The organism is Phytohabitans rumicis (assembly GCF_011764445.1).
Taxonomy (GTDB): domain Bacteria; phylum Actinomycetota; class Actinomycetes; order Mycobacteriales; family Micromonosporaceae; genus Phytohabitans; species Phytohabitans rumicis.
Window position 1 is genome coordinate 5,011,183 of record NZ_BLPG01000001.1, and the last position, 16,878, is coordinate 5,028,060.

The 16,878-nt window shown below is 71.9% G+C and carries 18 protein-coding genes, 1 tRNA gene and 4 pseudogenes; 15 read left to right on the forward strand and 8 right to left on the reverse strand.

Annotated elements, in window-relative coordinates:
* Window positions 1–341: 341 nt before the first annotated feature.
* From Prum_RS22615 to Prum_RS22625, 4 genes and pseudogenes are all read left to right on the forward strand, one after another.
* Entirely contained in the window at window positions 342–1,184 is an 843-nt protein-coding gene (locus Prum_RS22615; protein ID WP_173084054.1) for a RecB family exonuclease, read from the forward strand.
* Window positions 1,185–1,227: 43 nt separating this feature from the next.
* A pseudogene (locus tag Prum_RS55120) lies at window positions 1,228–1,509 on the forward strand (MerR family transcriptional regulator); the annotation flags it as partial.
* Window positions 1,510–1,582: 73 nt separating this feature from the next.
* Window positions 1,583–1,918, forward strand: a complete 336-nt coding sequence (locus tag Prum_RS22620; RefSeq protein ID WP_173078319.1) for a DUF433 domain-containing protein — start codon at window positions 1,583–1,585, stop codon at window positions 1,916–1,918.
* Between the two features lie 71 nt (window positions 1,919–1,989).
* Window positions 1,990–2,346 carry a PIN-like domain-containing protein gene (locus tag Prum_RS22625; protein WP_173078320.1) on the forward strand — a complete coding sequence of 119 codons (357 nt, stop codon included), beginning with the start codon at window positions 1,990–1,992 and terminating at the stop codon, window positions 2,344–2,346.
* Between the two features lies 1 nt (window position 2,347).
* Here the strand turns inward: Prum_RS22625 and Prum_RS22630 are convergent, their stop codons facing one another.
* Together Prum_RS22630 and Prum_RS22635 are read right to left on the reverse strand one after the other, a co-directional pair.
* Complete coding sequence (locus Prum_RS22630) at window positions 2,348–3,172, reverse strand: oxygenase MpaB family protein (RefSeq protein WP_173078321.1); 825 nt, start codon at window positions 3,170–3,172, stop codon at window positions 2,348–2,350.
* Between the two features lie 5 nt (window positions 3,173–3,177).
* Complete coding sequence (locus Prum_RS22635) at window positions 3,178–3,603, reverse strand: Fur family transcriptional regulator (RefSeq protein ID WP_173078322.1); 426 nt, start codon at window positions 3,601–3,603, stop codon at window positions 3,178–3,180.
* Window positions 3,604–3,768: 165 nt separating this feature from the next.
* Here Prum_RS22635 and Prum_RS22640 point away from each other — a divergent pair, with 165 nt between their 5' ends.
* Window positions 3,769–4,260 (forward strand): DUF2231 domain-containing protein, encoded by a 492-nt coding sequence (locus tag Prum_RS22640; RefSeq protein WP_173078323.1) that lies wholly within the window; start codon window positions 3,769–3,771, stop codon window positions 4,258–4,260.
* Window positions 4,261–4,287: 27 nt separating this feature from the next.
* Here Prum_RS22640 and Prum_RS22645 read toward each other — a convergent pair whose 3' ends face one another.
* Window positions 4,288–4,653: a translation initiation factor 2 gene (locus Prum_RS22645; protein ID WP_173078324.1), complete on the reverse strand. Its 366-nt coding sequence runs from the start codon at window positions 4,651–4,653 to the stop codon at window positions 4,288–4,290.
* Window positions 4,654–4,719: 66 nt separating this feature from the next.
* Between Prum_RS22645 and Prum_RS22650 the strand changes: the two genes are divergently transcribed.
* Window positions 4,720–4,893, forward strand: a complete 174-nt coding sequence (locus Prum_RS22650; protein WP_173072758.1) for a hypothetical protein — start codon at window positions 4,720–4,722, stop codon at window positions 4,891–4,893.
* Window positions 4,894–5,065: 172 nt separating this feature from the next.
* On the opposite strand, the gene Prum_RS22655 is transcribed toward Prum_RS22650, so the two are convergent.
* A complete protein-coding gene (locus tag Prum_RS22655) occupies window positions 5,066–5,494 on the reverse strand; it encodes a flagellar biosynthesis protein FlgA (protein WP_173078325.1) in 429 nt (142 codons plus the stop codon).
* Window positions 5,495–5,561: 67 nt separating this feature from the next.
* On the opposite strand from Prum_RS22655, the gene Prum_RS51750 reads away from it, so the two are divergent.
* Window positions 5,562–5,816 carry a hypothetical protein gene (locus tag Prum_RS51750; protein WP_246278719.1) on the forward strand — a complete coding sequence of 85 codons (255 nt, stop codon included), beginning with the start codon at window positions 5,562–5,564 and terminating at the stop codon, window positions 5,814–5,816.
* Window positions 5,817–5,878: 62 nt separating this feature from the next.
* On the opposite strand, the pseudogene Prum_RS51755 reads toward Prum_RS51750, so the two are convergent.
* Together Prum_RS51755 and Prum_RS22665 are read right to left on the reverse strand one after the other, a co-directional pair.
* Window positions 5,879–6,040: pseudogene (locus Prum_RS51755) on the reverse strand (FmdB family zinc ribbon protein); the annotation flags it as partial.
* Window positions 6,041–6,060: 20 nt separating this feature from the next.
* A pseudogene (locus Prum_RS22665) lies at window positions 6,061–6,662 on the reverse strand (5-formyltetrahydrofolate cyclo-ligase).
* 56 nt (window positions 6,663–6,718) lie between these two features.
* Between Prum_RS22665 and Prum_RS22670 the strand changes: the two are divergent.
* The 6 genes and pseudogenes from Prum_RS22670 (at window position 6,719) to Prum_RS22695 (ending at window position 12,875) form a co-directional block, all read left to right on the forward strand.
* On the forward strand, window positions 6,719–8,770 hold the full coding sequence (locus tag Prum_RS22670; RefSeq protein WP_173078327.1) for a diguanylate cyclase: 2,052 nt from the start codon (window positions 6,719–6,721) through the stop codon (window positions 8,768–8,770).
* A 10-nt stretch (window positions 8,771–8,780) separates the two neighbouring features.
* Window positions 8,781–9,695: a UTP--glucose-1-phosphate uridylyltransferase gene (locus tag Prum_RS22675; protein WP_173078328.1), complete on the forward strand. Its 915-nt coding sequence runs from the start codon at window positions 8,781–8,783 to the stop codon at window positions 9,693–9,695.
* A complete protein-coding gene (locus Prum_RS22680; protein ID WP_173078329.1) occupies window positions 9,692–10,975 on the forward strand; it encodes a molybdopterin molybdotransferase MoeA in 1,284 nt (427 codons plus the stop codon). The genes Prum_RS22675 and Prum_RS22680 overlap by 4 nt, the downstream gene beginning before the upstream one ends.
* Entirely contained in the window at window positions 10,972–11,601 is a 630-nt protein-coding gene (locus Prum_RS22685; RefSeq protein WP_173078330.1) for a GNAT family N-acetyltransferase, read from the forward strand. Before Prum_RS22680 ends, Prum_RS22685 begins: the two co-directional genes overlap by 4 nt.
* 84 nt (window positions 11,602–11,685) lie before the next feature.
* Window positions 11,686–12,440: pseudogene (sepX, locus tag Prum_RS22690) on the forward strand (divisome protein SepX/GlpR).
* 361 nt (window positions 12,441–12,801) lie between these two features.
* Window positions 12,802–12,875, forward strand: a tRNA-Ala gene (locus tag Prum_RS22695).
* A gap of 419 nt (window positions 12,876–13,294) precedes the next feature.
* On the opposite strand, the gene Prum_RS22705 is transcribed toward Prum_RS22695, so the two are convergent.
* Window positions 13,295–14,845, reverse strand: coding sequence for a GH25 family lysozyme (locus tag Prum_RS22705; protein WP_173078332.1), 1,551 nt, complete (start codon window positions 14,843–14,845; stop codon window positions 13,295–13,297).
* Between the two features lie 23 nt (window positions 14,846–14,868).
* The gene (locus Prum_RS22710) at window positions 14,869–15,315 is read right to left on the reverse strand and encodes a MarR family winged helix-turn-helix transcriptional regulator (RefSeq protein WP_173078333.1); all 447 of its coding nucleotides are present in this window, start codon (window positions 15,313–15,315) and stop codon (window positions 14,869–14,871) included.
* Window positions 15,316–15,391: 76 nt separating this feature from the next.
* On the opposite strand from Prum_RS22710, the gene Prum_RS22715 reads away from it, so the two are divergent.
* Together Prum_RS22715 and Prum_RS22720 are read left to right on the forward strand one after the other, a co-directional pair.
* Entirely contained in the window at window positions 15,392–16,030 is a 639-nt protein-coding gene (locus tag Prum_RS22715) for a hemerythrin domain-containing protein (RefSeq protein WP_173078334.1), read from the forward strand.
* Window positions 16,027–16,878: an NAD-dependent epimerase/dehydratase family protein gene (locus Prum_RS22720; RefSeq protein ID WP_173078335.1), complete on the forward strand. Its 852-nt coding sequence runs from the start codon at window positions 16,027–16,029 to the stop codon at window positions 16,876–16,878. The genes Prum_RS22715 and Prum_RS22720 overlap by 4 nt, the downstream gene beginning before the upstream one ends.

Consider the following 16,878-nt stretch of genomic DNA (forward strand, 5'->3'; position numbering starts at 1 on the left):
GCAAACGCAACCACCTCCAGAGTAGCTCGCCCGCCGCGCCGCTCCCTCGGCGTCCGCGCGCCGGGCCGCGTCGATCAAGGACTTTCCCGTCGATCAAGGGCAAACGGCCGCGGAAAAGAGATCCAAGCACGACCATATGCCCTTGATCGACGGGAAAGTCCTTGATCGATACACGCCACGCCACGCCGCGGCGGGAACGCGGCGGCGGAACGCGGCGCGGCGGGGGTGGGGGTGTCGTACGTCGGTGGGAGGATTCAGGGGTGGGACGGGGACTCTCTTATGGGCGGTCGTCGGCGCCGCGGGCGCGCGGCGGCGAGCCGGAGCAGCTCGGCTTCGAGGGCATGCCGGAGCGGCTGTTCGTGTGCACGCCCAGCAAGCTGGGGGCGTACGCCGACTGCCCGCGCCGCTACCGGTATTCGTACGTTGACCGGCCCGCCCCTCCCAAGGGCCCGCCGTGGGCGCATAACTCGCTCGGCGCGAGCGTCCACACCGCGCTGCGCAATTGGTACGCGTTGCCCGCCGAGCGCCGGCAGCCCGAGGCGCTGCCCACCCTGCTCAAGGGCACCTGGGTGCGCGAGGGCTACCGCGACGAGGAGCAGGAGCGCGCCGCGTACCGCCGGTCTCTCCAGTGGCTCGAGTCCTATGTGGAGACCCTCGATCCGGCGGTCGAGCCGATGGGCGTCGAGCGGGTGGTCGCGGTCAAGACGGCGGTGCTGGCCTTCAACGGCCGTGCCGACCGGATCGACTCGCGGTCCGGCCCAGACGGGCCCGAGCTGGCGATCGTCGACTACAAGACCGGGCGCACCGGGCTCGATGCCGACGACGCCCGGGGATCGCAGGCCCTCGCGCTGTACGCGTACGCGGCCGAGCGGGTCTTCCGCCGCCCCTGCCGTCGCGTCGAGCTGCACCACCTGCCCACCGGCACGGTCGCCGCGCACGACCACACCGCCGAGTCGCTCGCCCGCCAGGTCAGCCGCGCGGAAGACACCGCCCGCGACATCGTCGCCGCCGAGCGGGCGGTGGCCGACGGTGCCGACCCGGACGAGGCGTTCCCGACCGCACCGGGGCCGATCTGCACCTGGTGCGACTACCGCAAGAGCTGCCCGGCGGGAGTCAGCGCACCAGCCAAGGACCCATGGGCGGCCATCGAGCGTTCGGTCACCCCTACGCGCGACGATGAGTAGGTAGTCTGCCGCTGTCAGCGGAGTTCTACGGGCGGAGGTGGCGATGACCGATAGGCAGCTCGCGTCGCCGGCCGACTGGTATCTACTCACCCCGCTCTACTCGGTGGCGGAGGCGGCACGAATTCTGGCCGTGTCCGCCAGCACGCTCCGGAACTGGGCCGTCGGCTACGACGTGAAGCGCGTTGGCGGCCGGCCCACAGTGGCGTTTCCGCTGATCACGTCCGAGCCGCCGCGGCCTGGAAAGGCCAGCGTTCCGTTCATCGGATTGGCGGAGGCATACACGCTGCTCGCGTTCAAGGCCGCTGGCGTGCCTGTGCTGCGTGTACGGCCTGCGATTCGTTGGCTTGAAGAGCATTTGGGGCTCGCCCAGGCTCTGGCGAGCGAGCGGCTGATGACCGATGGCGGCCGAGGTCCTCTACGACTTCGCCTCGCACACAGACGACGAGGGGGCGCGGGAGGCCGTCGACGGCTTGGTCCGGCCGGTAGTCCGCGACTTCCTGTCCAAGGTGGTCCACCGGGATGGCTGGATCAGTTTGATCCACCTGTCTCGATACGACAGGGTGGACGTGATAGTCGACCCACGTTTCAACGGCGGCCGTCCTACAGTGGGCCGGCGTGGCATCCCCGTGTCTGCGGTGCTGAGCCGTCTTCGGGCGGGCGAACCGCGCGACGCGGTGGCGGCCGACTATCACTTGACCGGCGCCGAGGTTGGCGCCTTACAGGCGGCGGCCTGACCGATGCCGACGCCGCAGGCTCCGTTGAGGTTCTTCCTCGACAGGGGCTCGGCTCGCGCACGATCCCTGGGTTGCTCCGGCAAGCCGGCTGGGACCTCGTCACCATGGACGAGCGGTACGGCGTGACGGCGAGCCAGTCGGTGAGCGACGAGGACTGGATCGCGGAGGCGGCGTCGCGCGGCGAGGTACTTCTGTGCAAGGACCTGGCGATCGCGCGCAACCAGTTGGAGGCGGAAGCGGTGTTCCGGGCCGACGCGCGCGTGTTCGCCCTGGCCAACGCCAACATCACCGGCATCGCCGCAGCAGAATGCTTCCTTGCGCACGAGGTCACCATCTGGTCGATGGCCCGACGTGTTCCCGGTCCCTACGTTGTCTCGGTCAGTACGGGCAGACTCCGCCGATGTCGCCTGAACCTGGGGCGTGACTAGGTCAGTGCGGCGCGCGGTCGGCTCGCTCCATGGCGCCCTTGTAGATCGGGCCGGTGCGGTACCGGCGTGGTAGGGCGCCTACCAGCAGGCGGAGGCCGCGTACGGACAGGTTGGCGCCGAGGTCGGCGATGGGCAGGCCGAGCGCGCCGTACATGCGGCGGGCCCAGGGCGGCAGCAGGCCGAACGCGGTGCCGGCCAGGCCGAAGTACGCCAGGCGTACCGGGGTCAGCCCGAGCCGCCAGGGCAGCGGCGGGTACGTCAGGAACAGGAACGTCTGGGCGGCGGCCTTGCTCATGCCCAGTTCGGGTCGGACGCGGCGATAGTAGTCGGCGACCTCGGCGGCGGTGCCTGGCACGGTCGCGGGGTCGAGGCCGATCAGCGCGGCCACCCGTCGCTGCTCGGCGTAGTACGCGTCGACGTCGGCGGGGCTGAGCGCCACCCCGGCCCGCTTGGCGGTGGTGATGAACGACTCGACCTCGGCGACGTGCACCCAGCGCAGCAGGTCGGGCTCGTCGACGCGGAACTCCGTACCCGTGCGGGGGTCGGTGCCGCGCAGCCTGGCGTGGATCGCGCGGACCCGGCGCCCGGCCGCCTCCGCCTGGGTGGTGGTGCCGTAGACGGTGGTGGCGACGTACGTCGACGTGCGGACCAGCCGGCCCCAGGGGTCGGTCTTGTAGTCGGAGTTCTGGACGACGGCGGCGACCGCCAGGGGGTGGAGGGCCTGCAGGTAGAGCGAGCGCAGGCCGGCGACCAGGAGGATGGGCTCTTCGTGCAGTCGCCAGCTCACCGAGTCGGGCCCGAACAGGCCGAGGTCTTCAGCGGCCATTTGGACTAATCGTCGGTTGCGCGGCGGGTCTGGCACGTGGGGCACAGGCCCCAGAACGTGACCTCCGCCTCGTCGATCTCGAAGCCGTGTGTGACGTTGGGGTCGAGGCAGGGGGCCTGGCCAACCGCACAGTCGATGTCGCCCACCTCGCCGCAGCCGCGGCACACCACGTGGTGATGGTTGTCGCCGGCGCGGGCCTCGTAGCGGGCCGGGCTGCCGGCCGGCTCCAGGCGCCGGGCCAGGCCGGCGCGCGACAGGGCGCCCAGCACGTCGTAGACCGCCTGGGTGGAGACGGAATCGAGGCGGGTGCGGACCCGGCGGGCGATCTCGTCCACCTCCAGGTGGCCACCGCCGGAAAGCACGTCGAGCACGGCGAGCCGAGGTCGGGTGACCCGCAGGCCGCGCGACCTTAGCAATTCCTCGCCGTGCATGTAGCAATAACAGCACGCAGGGCCAACTCCAGCAAGGTGGCCGGAACCGCGCTGAACCGGACGGACTCGGTTGACGTAGCCCCGGTTGAGGACGGGAGCAAGTTGCGAGTTCAACCAAACCCGTAGGCTGGCTGGGCGAATTCGCATAGCTGCAAGGAGGCCACGGTGTTCGAGGAGATCATGGGTTTGCCGGCGCACCCGTTGTTGGTGCATTTCGCGGTCGTGTTCGTTCCCCTGCTCGCGGTGTCGGCGGTGGCCTACGCGCTGCTGCCGCGGCTGCGGGCGAAGATCGGCTGGGTCGCCGCGTTGCTCGCCATCGGCGGGCCGCTGGCGGCGCTGTTCGCCAAGCTCTCCGGCGCCGAGCTTGAGAAGCGCCTGATCGCCAAGAACTACGGCGCGGACATCCTGGCCAAGGTCAACGACCACCAGGCGTACGGCGACCTGACGTTCTGGTTCAGCCTCGCGCTCGGTGTGGGCACGCTCCTGCTGGTGCTGCTGACGAACGGCCTGACCACCGGCAGGGCCACCGCGAAGGGCCTGCCCACGTGGCTCACCTGGGTGCTGGGCGCGGCCGTGATCGTGCTGGCGGGCGTCACCGGGGTCTACGTGTTCCTTACCGGTGACTCGGGCGCCGACGCCGTCTGGACCGGTGTCTGAGAGCTAGCGCTCAAGGAACGCCAGCTCTCAGAAGAGCAGCCGCGAGCAGAGCAGGCAGACCACGATCATGAGGACGGCGGCGGCGATCATGCCGATGCCGTACGTCAGCGTGCGCGCGCTCCGCTCCTCGGCCTCCACCCCGGCCATGTCCTGCCCCGGCAGGCGCCGGGGCGTGGGCGGCTGCAGGACGACCGGTGGCCGCCACCCCAGGGGCGGCGGTGTGGCCGTCGGCGGGCCCGGATAGACCGGCTGAGCAGGCGGCACCGGCCGTACCGGCTCGGCGGAACCAGCCGCGCTCGGCGGCTCGGCAGAGCCAGCCTGGGTCGGCTCCGCCCCATTGGCCGTATGCCGCCAGAACTCGTCGTCGGCAAGGCCGCCGCTGCGCGTCGTCACGCTCACCGACGCTACCAACGTGTGGGCGCTCCACACCGTTCACGTCCCGTGGGTACGCTTCGAGGCGTGAACGGGGTGGAAGATCTGCGCCAGGATCCGGACCGCTTGGTCGAGCTCAGCGAGGACGACCTTCCGGTGTTGCCCGACCAGACTCGGGACGACACCGACCGCGGGTGGGGTGAGTCGTCGTACTCCAACGACGACCGGCTGCTGGAAGAGCGCCCGCCGCACTGGGGGTGACCCGTCCTAGGGCCCGTTTTATAAGGGCTGGCCGGCCTGCGGCGGACCCAGACGACGACCGGCGGCACCGGTCGAAAGGCCGCATACAACACCGGTATGCGACCTTCCGCCCGGCTTGCCGGATCGCCGCCTCGGCCTCGCCTAGGCTCGACCGACCCTTATAAAACGGGCCCTAGCCGGGGCGGACCAGGATGCCGAAGCGGGTGCCTTCGGGCAGGCCGACGACCGCGCGTGCCCGCTCCGGGGTGAGCGCGAGCAGGATCGCGCCGTCCGCGCCGACGACGCCCAGCACCAGGGCACGCGGTGCGACCAGGGCCGAGCTCGCCAGCAGGTCGACCTGGTCGCCGGCCCGGACGAGGCCGAGCAGCGCCGGCTCCGCCAGCCGTACCGGCACGCCGACCGCGTCCGCCGGCACCGCGAGCCGCCCGCCGGCGTCCACGGTGGGCGGCGGCGTCGACTGGGCGACCGCCGGGAGGCACCGCGCCGGCTCGCGGGCGTAGAGCACGCCGACCGCGGTGAGCAGCAGCGCCGCGACCAGGGCCAAACGAAACAGCGTGCGCCCGCGTGGCCGGCGCACCGGATCGAGCTTCGGGTCCCGCATGACCGGGACGCTAGGCGCGCACCCCGACGCTTCGGGGCCGCCAACGGGCCACCTGTGGATAACCGGGGTGCCTGTGGATAACTCCCGCGACCCGAGTGGATCTGCTAGCGGCGGAGCAGCCGCAGGTCAGGCGGCGGACGAGGAGGAGGTGGCCGCCGCGGGCTTCGCGGACGAGGACGACTCCGACTTCGCGGCCGCCGGCTTCGCGTCCGAAGACGACGTGGAGGTCGACGTGGAGGACGTCGAGGACGAGTCCGACGAAGAGGACGACGAGGACGAAGACGACGAGGTCTCCGCGGACTTCCGCGAATCGGTCCGGTAGAAGCCCGAGCCCTTGAACACGATCCCGACCGAGCCGAAGAGCTTGCGCAGCCGGCCCTCGCACGCCGGGCACTCGGTCAGCGGCTCGTCGGCGAAGGACTGCACCGCCTCGAGCTGGTGGCCGCACGCGGTGCACGCGTACTGGTAGGTGGGCAAGATCTCCTCCGGAACTGACGAACGGAACTGACTGGCACTCCGCTTCTCCGAGTGCCAATAGTGCGTCATCGGACCGGGTGGCGTCCAGTTCACGCCGGCAACATCACCAGGCCGCCGGAGGGCGTGATCACCGCGCGTACCCGCCGGTCGTGCGGCTCGTCGGGCACCGCGTCGATCAGTTCGCCGTCGTGCAGCAGCGCCACCGTCAGCACGTCCTCGGCCACCCGGGCCAGCGCGCGGTCGTACGACCCGCCGCCGCGGCCCAGGCGTACGCCGCGCCGGTCCACGGCCACGGCGGGCACCACGATCAGCTCGGCGGTGGCCACCGCCTCCTCGCCGAGCCGGCGGCCACTCGGCTCGCGCAGCCCGCGGGCGCCGGGGGTGAGCGAGGACGGCCCGTGGTACGCCCCCACTCCAGGTCGAGGTCGGGCCGGAGCACCGGCAGCAGCAGCCGCGCGCCCGGGGCCAGCGCGCCGGCGAGCGCTTCGGGCAGCCCGGGACCGCCCGGCTCCGCCCCGATCGGCACGTATCCGGCCACGCAGCGGGGCCCCTCCCGGCGTACCAGAGAAACAAGCTCGGCCAGGACGAGCGCGGACGCCGACTCCAACGACGCCGCTGGCAGCGACCGGCGGTGGGTGATCAACGCGGCGCGCAGAGCCGCCTTACGCGGAAGATCCGATAAATCCGGCACGCAACACTCCTGCCATTCCCCGTCCCCTTCATCCCCGCTGTGTCAGCATGCCAGTTGTGACGCTGCGTGGACGGTTGACGACCGCCTTCCTCGCGGTCGTGCTCGGTCCCGTGCTGCTGGGGGCTTTTTTCGTCGGCGCCACCGTCGCCGCGGTCAGCCGCGACCGGTCGGTCGAGCGGCTCGACGCCGCCGCGACCACCGTGCGCACGTCGGTGGGGGCGCTCTGCCAGCAGCTGCAGGCGACGGCCGACGCGGTCGCGCTGCCGTCCGTGCCCGAGCAGCGCCTCGCCGTCGCCAACCAGGTCGTCGCGCGCGGGCTCGCGACCGCCGTGCGGGTCGGCGACTTCACCACGCCCGGGGCGCCGCCGCTGCCCTGGGCCGACTGCGCCGGCACCGTCGCCGGCCCCTACGAAGCGCTCGCCGTGCGGGTGGAGCTGCGCGACGCCGCCGGCGCCGACCTCGGCACCGTCGAGGTGGCGCAGGCCGTCGACGCGGCCTTCGTGCGCCGGCTCGCCGACGCCGCGGGCACGGCCGTCACGCTGCGCGGCGGCGCCACCTTCAGCACCGAGCCGATCCACTCGCGCGACGCGGTGGTCCAGGCTGCGGATGGGGTACGCGGGGAGGCCGTCACCGAGACGCGAGAGGGACGCTACGTGCGCCGCGTCGACCCGGCCCCCGGGCAGCCGCTGCCGCTCGTGATCTCCGTGCCACGCAGCGAGCCGCAGGGAATCTACGCCGTCCTGGTCGCGGCCGTGGTGCTCGCCGGGCTGCTCGCGGTGCTGGCGGCCTGGTGGCTGGCGCGCACGACGACCCGGCCGCTCGCCGAATTGGGCCACGCCGCCGAGCGGGTGGCCGGCGGCGACCTGGACGCCCGGGTGCCGGTGCGGGCCCGGGACGAGGTGGGCCGGCTGGCCGCCACGTTCAACCGGATGACCCGGGAGACGCAGTCCTACGTCCAGGCGCTCACCGCCAGCCGCGACCAGCTCCGCGGGCATCTCGCCGTGCTGGGCGACACCCTGTCCAGCACCCACGACCTGCACCGCATCCTCCAGGTGATCCTGCAGACCGCGCTCGCCGCGACCGGCGCGCGGGCCGGCGTGGTGCTGCTGCTGGACCCGGCGACCGGGACGCTCGTCGCGCAGAGCACCGAGGGCCTCGACGAACCCGATCCGCGCGTGCCGCTGGGCAGCGGGCTGCTCGGGACGGTGGCCGCGACCGGCGAGCCGCTGCGCGGGCGGGTGGACCGGGACGGGCCGGCGCTGGCCGACGGCGAGCCGCCCTGCCGCACGTACGTCGCCGTGCCGTTCGCCGGTCCGGCCCCGATCGGTGACGTGGAGGCGCCGGCGCTCGGCGTGCTCGCCCTGTACGACCGGCTGGGCTCGGACGAGTTCGATGACGCCGACCTGGTCACGCTGCGCACCTTCGCCGGGCAGGCGGCGGTCGCCGTGGACAACGTCCGGGTGCACGAGGAGGCGCAGCGCCTGTCGCTGACCGACCCGCTGACCGGCCTCTGGAATTACCGCTATCTGAAGGAGTCGGTGCGGCGGGAGGTGGAGCGGGCCAGCCGGTTCGGCCGGATGCTGGCGGTGCTCGCGCTCGACCTCGACCGGTTCAAGGAGGTCAACGACACCCACGGGCACGGGGCCGGCGACGCGGTGCTGGTCGAGTTCGCCCGGCGGGTACGCGCCGAGGTGCGCGAGGTCGACCTGGCGTTCCGGCAGGGCGGCGAGGAGTTCGTGGTGCTGCTGCCGGAGACCGACGCCCGGGGCGGCATGATCGTGGCGCAGCGCCTGGGTGCGGCGCTGCGCGGTACGCCGATCCCGATCGGTCCGGACGGCGAATCCATGCCGGTGACCGTCTCCATCGGCATCGCCGTCTACCCCGACCACGGGGTCACCGGCCAGCAGGTGCTCGACGCCGCCGACGACGCGCTGTACGCCGCGAAGGCGGCCGGGCGGGACACGTACCGGGTAGCGACCGCCCTCGAACCTCCGCCGGCTCTGGAGATCCCGGTGCCGGCCGGTGCGGTCCCGCCGGACGACGATCTGCCGCGGGCAGGCGGCGCGTCACCCGGGACTCACCCGCCGCGACAGAGCCGTGGCCGATAGTCTCGCGGGCATGACCACCCTTTCTTCCGGGCCGCGGGCCGTCAAGGCCGTGATCCCCGCCGCCGGCCTGGCCACCCGGTTCCTGCCCGCGACCAAGGCGGTGCCCAAGGAACTACTGCCGGTGGTCGATCGCCCGGTCCTGCAGTACATCGTGGAGGAGGCCGCCGCCGCCGGGATCAGCGACGTCCTGCTCATCACCGGGCGGGGCAAGACCTCGATGGTCGACCACTTCGACCGCCAGCCCTACCTGGAGTCGCGGCTGGAGGAGAAGGGCGATGCCGCGCGGCTGGCCGCCGTGCGCCGGCCCAGCGAGCTCGCCGAGATTTACACCTGCCGCCAGCACGAGCCGCTCGGCCTCGGCCACGCCGTCGGGTGTGGCGAGTCGCACGTCGGCGGCGAGCCGTTCGCGGTGATGCTGGGCGACGAGTTCGTCGACCTGGCCGAGCCGCTGCTGCCGTCCATGCTGGACCTGCAGGCGCGCACCGGCGGCATCGTCCTCGCCTTCATGGAGGTGCCGGACGAGGAGACCACGCGGTACGGCATCGCCTCCGTCGCCACCGCCGAGGAGGGCCTGGACGAGTTCGGCGAGGTGGTCGGCGTGACCGGGCTGGTGGAAAAGCCGTCCCCCGAGGACGCGCCCAGCAACCTCGCGGTGCTCGGCCGGTACGTGCTGCCCGGAAGCATCTTCGACGCCATCAAGCGCACCAAGCCGGGCAGCGGCGGCGAGATCCAGCTCACCGACGCGATGGCCCTGCTGCTCGAAGAGGGCACCCCGGTGCACGGCATCGTCTACCGCGGCACCCGCTACGACACCGGCATGCCGCTGGGCTACCTGCAGGCGGTCGTGCAGATCGCGTGCGCGCGTGACGACCTCGGCCCGGCGTTCCGCGACTGGCTCACGTCGTTTGTGGGGTCGCGTACATGACCTCGACGGCCGACGCCGAGGCGGCCGCCAACGAGCTGACGCCGCTCGCCGACTACCTGGGCAGCGTGCTGCGCAGGTTACGGCCGCTGCCGCCGCTCGACCTCGACCTGACCCAGGCGTACGGCAACGTCCTCGCCCAGGACGTCGTCGCGCCGCACGCGTACCCGGCCTTCGACCAGGCCGCGATCGACGGCTACGCGGCCCGCTGGGAAGACATCGCCGCGGCGTCGGCCTCGCTGGACGGGGCCGCGCCGGCCGGCGGCGTACGGCTCAATGTGGTCGGCGACCTCGGCGCGGCGAGCTGGCGGCCGGTGCGGCTCACGCCCGGCACGTGCTTCTCCGTCGCCGCCGGGGCGCCGCTTCCGGCCACCGCCGACGTCGTGGTCCCGGTCGAATGGACCGACCAGGGCATGGCCGCCGTCGAGATCTTCCGGGCCCCCAAGCGCGGGTACGGCCTGCGCCGCGCCGGCGAGGAACTGCCCGCCGGCACGGTGCTGGCCCGAGCCGGTACGGCGATCAACCCGGCGCTCGTCGCGGTGTTCGCGGCCACCGGCATCGGCCACGTCGTGGTGCGCTCCAGCCCTCGCGTGGTCGTCGTGGCCACCGGCGACGAGCTCGTCGACGTCGGGCGGGCCAGCCAGCCGGGTCAGGTGGTCGACGCCAACTCGCACGCGTTGACCGCCGCCGCGGTGGAGGCGGGCGCGATGGCGTACCGGGTGGGCATCTGCGACGACGACCCGGAAGGGCTGCGCGGGCTCCTCGAAGACCAGACGCTGCGGGCCGATCTGATCGTCACCACCGGCGGCACCGGCACCGGGCCGGGCGACATGGTCCGCCGGGTGCTGTCCCGCCGGGACGGAGCGGTGACCTTTAAAGACGTTGCGCTGTATCCCGGAACCACCCTCGGATTCGGTACGGTCGGTGGTGAGGAGGTGCCGATCGTGTGTCTACCCGGTGAACCCGCCGCCGCACTGATCGGCTTCGAAGTGCTGGCCCGTCCCGCCATCCAGCTGCTCGCCGGAGCCGAGCCGGTCTTCCGGCCGAGCGTGCGCGCCCACCTGCTGGAGACCGTGTCGTCGCCGGTGGGGCTGCGCGAGTTCCGCCCGGCGCACGTGGCGGAGCGGCGCGGCGGGGGCTACACGGTGCAGCCGCTGTCCGGCGGGCCGTACACGATGTCCGGGCTCGCCGACGCCAACGGCCTGCTGGTCCTTGGCGAACGGGTCACCTCCGCCGCCGCCGGCTCCACTGTGGACGTCTTGCTGCTGGACCGGCGCCGATGATGCTGGGGGCCGCGCCGGGGTGGCCTGTCGTCCTGGTCGACGGGCCCGTGCTGCTGCGGCCGTACCGCCGTTCCGACGCCGCTGCCTGGTCCGAGGTGCGCCGCGCCAACCAGGCATGGCTGGGCCCGTGGGAGTCCTCCCCGCCCGGCCCGTGGGCCGACCTCAACTCGCCGGCCGCCTACCGGTACGTCCACCGCGACCAGCGGCGCTCCGCCCGGCGCGGTGAGAGCATGCCGTTCGCGGTGTGCCTGAACGGGCAACTCGTCGGCCACCTGAACCTGGGCAACATCGTGCGGCGCGCCTTCTGCTCCGCGTACGTCGGCTACTGGGTCGACTCCCGCGTCGCCGGGAAGGGTGTCATCCCGACCGCGCTGGCGCTCGCCGTCGACCACGCGTTCGGCCCCGGCGGCCTGCATCGCGTCGAGGTCAACATCCGGCCGGAAAACAAGCCGTCCCGCCGCGTCGTGGAAAAGCTGGGATTCCGCGAGGAGGCGTACCACCCGCGGTACATGCATATCGACGGAGCTTGGCGTGATCACATCGGATACGCCCTGACCAGTGAGGAAGTCGCCACCGACGGCGGGCTGCTGGCCCGCTGGCACCGGCTTCGTGCAGCTACCGGATGATCTTTACGTTTTCGGTCGGCGCGCCGCACAATCTTCCTGGTCAGCCGCCCGTAACCTCAGTGAACTGGGACAGCGGTTGGGGTGATGGGAGGGACGAGGGTGCCGACATCGGTGCTCCTCGCCGTCCTCGCCGCTGCTGGTCTGCTTGCACTGGCACCGGCGCTCGTCCGTCGGTACGACGCCACCGAGCGGCTGGTGGCGGAGCGGGCGCAGTCGACGGCTCGGGTGCTGGAGCGCCGCCGCCGGCGCCGCAGCGTGCCCGGACGCCGGCCGGTCAAGCCGTCCCGCGTGGTGTCCGTCCGCCTGCGGCCCTCGCTGCCCGCGGCTTCCGTGCCGGATGCTCCTGTCTCCGGCGCTCCCCGATCCTTCCCCCGGGCGCGCCGGCGTCCCCCACGCGCCGGCACACCCCCGCGGTGTACCGGCGGCGCCGGGTGCTGGCCGCGCTGGTCCTGCTGAACACGGTCGAGCTGGTCGGCGTGGTGGTGGTCGGCCCCGGCTTCTGGATCAGCGTCTCGGTCACCGGCACCCTGCTGGTGGTGTACGTCTTCCACCTGCGCAACCGGGCCCTGCAGGAGCGCCGGCGCCGCCGTCTGGAGGCCCGCGAGGCCGCCTGGTTGGCCGCCCGCCAGGCGGAGGTACGCCGTGAGCAGGCCCGCCGGGCCGCGCAGCGCCGGGAGCAGCAGCGCCGGCTGGCGGCACAGCGCGAAGCCGTACGCCGGGCCGCGATGGGGGTCGACAGCTCCCTGCCGGCCGCCTCGGTGTCGTACCGCCGGGCGGGCGGCCTCCGCGGCCGCGCCTACGAGGCCGGCCGCCCCGGCACCGCCGCCCACACCGCCTAACCACCCCACCCCGCGCGGCCCTCTCGCGCTCTCGCGTCGATCAAGGGCTTTCCCGTCGATCAAGGGCAAATGGTCGTGCTTTGATCTCCGATCCACGACCGTATGCCCTTGATCGGCAGGAAAGGCCTTGATCGACGCGTCTGGCCCGTGGGGCGGGCGGCGGCGGGCAAGATCGCGGTGATCAGGGATTGGCTCCCTCGGCGCACCGCAACACGCCAGAGTTACTCCCTGATCACCGGGGCGGGGCGGGGCGGGCGGGGCGGGGCCGTGGAATGTGGGGCGGCGCGCCGGGATCTGATTCGCGAACGGGGTATGCCACCTGTTAGCCTTGGCGCCGGCTCGCTGGGCACGTCCCAGCGGCGGGGCTGTGGCGCAGACCGGTAGCGCACCTCGTTCGCATCGAGGGGGTCAGGGGTTCAAATCCCCTCAGCTCCACCCGTACAGGGATTGACCTGGGCCCGAGTCGGACCCAGGTCAATTTTGAGCTCAGGCCGATACGAACGTGTGTGCCGCGTACAGCTCTGGCTCCTCCTTGATGCCGACTTCCTCAAGGACTGGCCGGAGTTGGTCGCCGAATCGGCGGCAAGCATCCTCGGATTCCCACACGTCGACCACCCGGAAGCCATGTGCACCCTGGCCAGCGGCGTGTACCAGCAGGCCCTCAACGGGCCAGTCGGCAGGCGTCTCCATGCGGCTCCTGCCGCCATTGAGCCTGCGGACAGCCTCCTCGTATCGCTCCTGCGTGAGAGTTGGCCCCTCATGAACAAGTACGACCGGCATCGCGATCCCCCGTTTCGATCTTGGTTACTGCCGTCAGGATAGTCCCGTTCTGGACTGAATAGTGACGACTTGCGTCAGGTGACCAGGCGGTAGAACTTCTCCCAGGGGCCGATCGCGGTCCGGTTGGCGATCAGGGGTGCGGCGCCACCACTCTCGGCGGTGACGTACCGGTTGTTGATGGTGGCGCGGAGGCTGATGGTGCCGTCGGTGTTGGTGATGATCTGGAATCTCTCCCAGGTGCCGATGGCGGTGCGGTTCGCGATCAAGGGCGAGGCGCCCCGGTCCTCCGCGGTGACGTACAGGCCGTTCACCCGGGACCGGAACGCGACCAGCCCGCCGCCGGCGTTGACCTGGTCGTACTGCTCCCACGAGGTGACCACGGCGCGGTTGGCGATCAAGGGGTCGGCGCCCGCGTTGGCCGCGCTCACGTAGCGGAGGTTGGCGCCGGCCAGCAGGCTGACCAGGGGCGGCGGCGTGACGAAGCGGAACTTCTCCCAGCGGCCGATGGCGGTGCGGTTCGCGATCAGGGGCGCGGCGCCGGCGTTCTCGGCGGTGACGTACCGGTTGTTGATGGTGGCGCGGAGGCTGCTGGTGCCGTCGGTGTTGGTGATGATCTGGAACTTCTCCCAGGTGCCGATGGCGGTGCGGTTGGCGATCAGGGGTGATGCGCCCCGGTCCTCGGCGGTGACGTAGCGGCCGTTGATGCGGGAGCGGAAGGCCACCAGCCCGCCGCCGGCGTCGAGCTGGTCGAACTGCTCCCAGGGGCCGATGGCGGTGCGGTTGGCGATGAGCGGGCCGGCCCCGGCGCGTTCGGCGGTCACGTAGCGGTTGTTGACGGTCGCCAGCAGGCTGGTCGCCCGCCCGGCGACCAGGCTGGCCAGGGCCGCGTAGTCGCCCCGGAAGACGTCCAGGTCGGGCGAGGCCCAGCCGTCGGGGAGCTGGGTGCCCGCCGCGTGCTGCCACATCGTGAACGACGGCCAGCCGGCCGGCAGCGGCGGTGGGTTTTGCGAGTAGTTGGCGATGAAGAGCGGGTTGGCCGCGAAGCGGGTGCTGCTGCCGGTGCAGGGGTTCCACCAGTTGGTGTTGGTGTAGATCATGGCTTGGCGGCCGGTGCGGGCGGCGATCTCGGTGACGAAGTCCCGTACCCACGCCACGATCTGGGCCGGGGTCATGTTGTAGCAGTCGTTCAGGCCCCAGTCGGCCCTGGGCCACTCGATGTCCAGCATCGGCGGCAGGGTGCGCCCGTCGGCGGCGTAGGGAGCGAACCTGAGCAGGGTCTCCGCCTGCTGCTTGCCGCTGCTCTGGTCGGGGCGGGCCCGGTGGTACGCCCCGGTGTACAGGCCGTTGGCCCGGGCGCGGGTGGTGTTGCCCGCGTAGAACGGGTCCGGGTTGTTGTTGGGCACGGTCCGGCCGTCCTGCTCGCTGACCCGGATGTACGCGAACTTGGCTCCGCCCTGGGCCAGCGCGGCCCAGTCAAGCGACGGGCCCTGGAAGTAGGAGACGTCCACGCCGCGGATCGCGTAGCCGGGCGGGGGCGGGAGCGCCTGGGCAGGGGCCGCGACCCCGACGAGTCCCACCGATGCCAAAGCCGTACCGAGCAGGGCCGAAAGAGCTTTGCGTACCATGGCGCGCCTCCACGTACAGAGTGCTACGCCAGGTTGTGATGCTCAAGCACCCGCGTCAACAGCCGTACGAGTTCGTTACGCTCCTCCGCCGAGAGCGGGGCTACCAGCTCGTCCTGGATCTTGGCGACCTGCTTGTCGAGCCGGCGGAGCTGGCGCCGCCCGGCCGGCGTCAGGGAGATGATGTTGCGGCGCCGGTCGGCGGGATCGGGTTCGCGCTGGATGTACTCCCGCTCGGCGAGCTCGTTGAGGGTGGCCACCACGTCGCTGAAGTGGATGCCGGTGCGGCGGCCGAGCGTGGCCTGGCTCGCCGGCCCGAAGTCCTCCAGGGTCGCCAGCAGGCGGTAGTGGTAGCCGCGCGCGTCGGCCACCGCCAGTCCCTCGCTCACCAGCCGTCCGGCGTGCATGGCGGTCCGGGTGATCAGCCAGCTGGGTAGGGCGCGCAGCCGAGCTGGGGCCGCCGACTCTTCCATGTGAGCAGCCTAACTTGTGCAAAATCGTTGGTCGCCCTAACGTTAGTGGCACCAACGATTGAACCCAGGGGGAGCCATGTCGAAGCTCGACACCACGATGATGTACGCGATACACGACGCCCTCCGGCGCGAGCTGCAGCGGATCGCCCGGATCACCGCCCGCCCGAACGACGATCCCCGGCGGATCCTGCGCACCGCCGCCGGCTGGGAGATGTTCAAGACGTACCTGCGGGTGCACCACACGTCCGAGGACGACGCACTGTGGCCGGAGATGCACCAGGCCCTGGCCGACCGTCCGGCCGACCTGGCCCTGCTCGACGCGATGGAGGCCGAGCACGCGGCCATCGATCCGCTGCTCGCCGGCATCGACGCGGCGCTCGCCGACCGCGAGTCCGGGCCGGAGCGGCTCGGTGACCTGGTCGACGCCCTGCACACCGGGCTCTCCGGGCATCTGCGGCACGAGGAGGACGAAGGGCTGAAGCTGATCGACGCGACGCTCACCGAGCAGCAGTGGCAGCGCTTCGGTCAACTACACGGGACCCGGGTCGGCGCCGACGCTTCCCGGTACCTGCCGTGGGTGCTGGACGGCATGAACGCCGAGCGGATCGCGATCATCGTCGGCCGGATGCCGGAGCCCATCCGGACGGCGTACGAGAATGAGTGGCGGAAGGCGTACGCCGAATTGGATCTCTGGAAGGCGAGGAGCCACACATGACTCGGGTAGTGGTCACCGGTGGAAGCGGCAAGCTCGGCCGCGCCGTCGTCGCCGATCTGGTCGAGCACGGGTACGACGTGCACAACCTGGACACGGTCCCGTCGCCGCAACCGCGGTCGCCGTTCACCAGGATCGACCTGACCGACTTCGGGCAGACGGTGGAGGCGCTGACCGCGATCGACGACCGCTATCGCGGTGTGGACGCGGTCGTGCACCTCGCGGCGATCCCGGCGCCCGGGCTGACCGCCAACTCGGCCACGTTCGCCAACAACGCGACCGCGACGTACAACGTCTTCTCGGCCGCCCGGGTCGCCGGCATCACGAACGTCGTGTGGGCTTCCAGCGAGACGCTGCTCGGGCTGCCGTTCACCGTCACGCCGCCGCCGTACCTGCCGGTGGACGAGGAGTATCCGGCCCGGCCCGAGTCGACGTACGCGCTGGTGAAGCACCTGGAAGAGCAGATGGCGGCGCAGTTCTGCCGGTGGGAGCCGGGGCTGAAGATGATCGGGCTGCGCTTCTCCAACGTGATGGAGCCCGCCGACTACGAGCGCTTCGGTTCGTTCGACGCGGACCCGATGCTGCGCGCCTGGAACGCGTGGGGCTACATCGACGCCCGCGACGGCGCGCAGGCCGTACGCCTGGCGCTCGAATACGACGCCACCGGCGTGGACGTCTTCGTCATCGCGAACGCGGACACCGTCATGACCAAGCCGTCGGCCGAACTGGTCGCGGAGGTATTTCCCAAGGTGCCGCTGACCCGGCCGGTGACCGGCAACGAGACGCTGCTGTCCATCGACAAGGCCCGCCGGGTGCTCGGCTACGAGCCCCGCCACTCCTGGCGCGGGTAG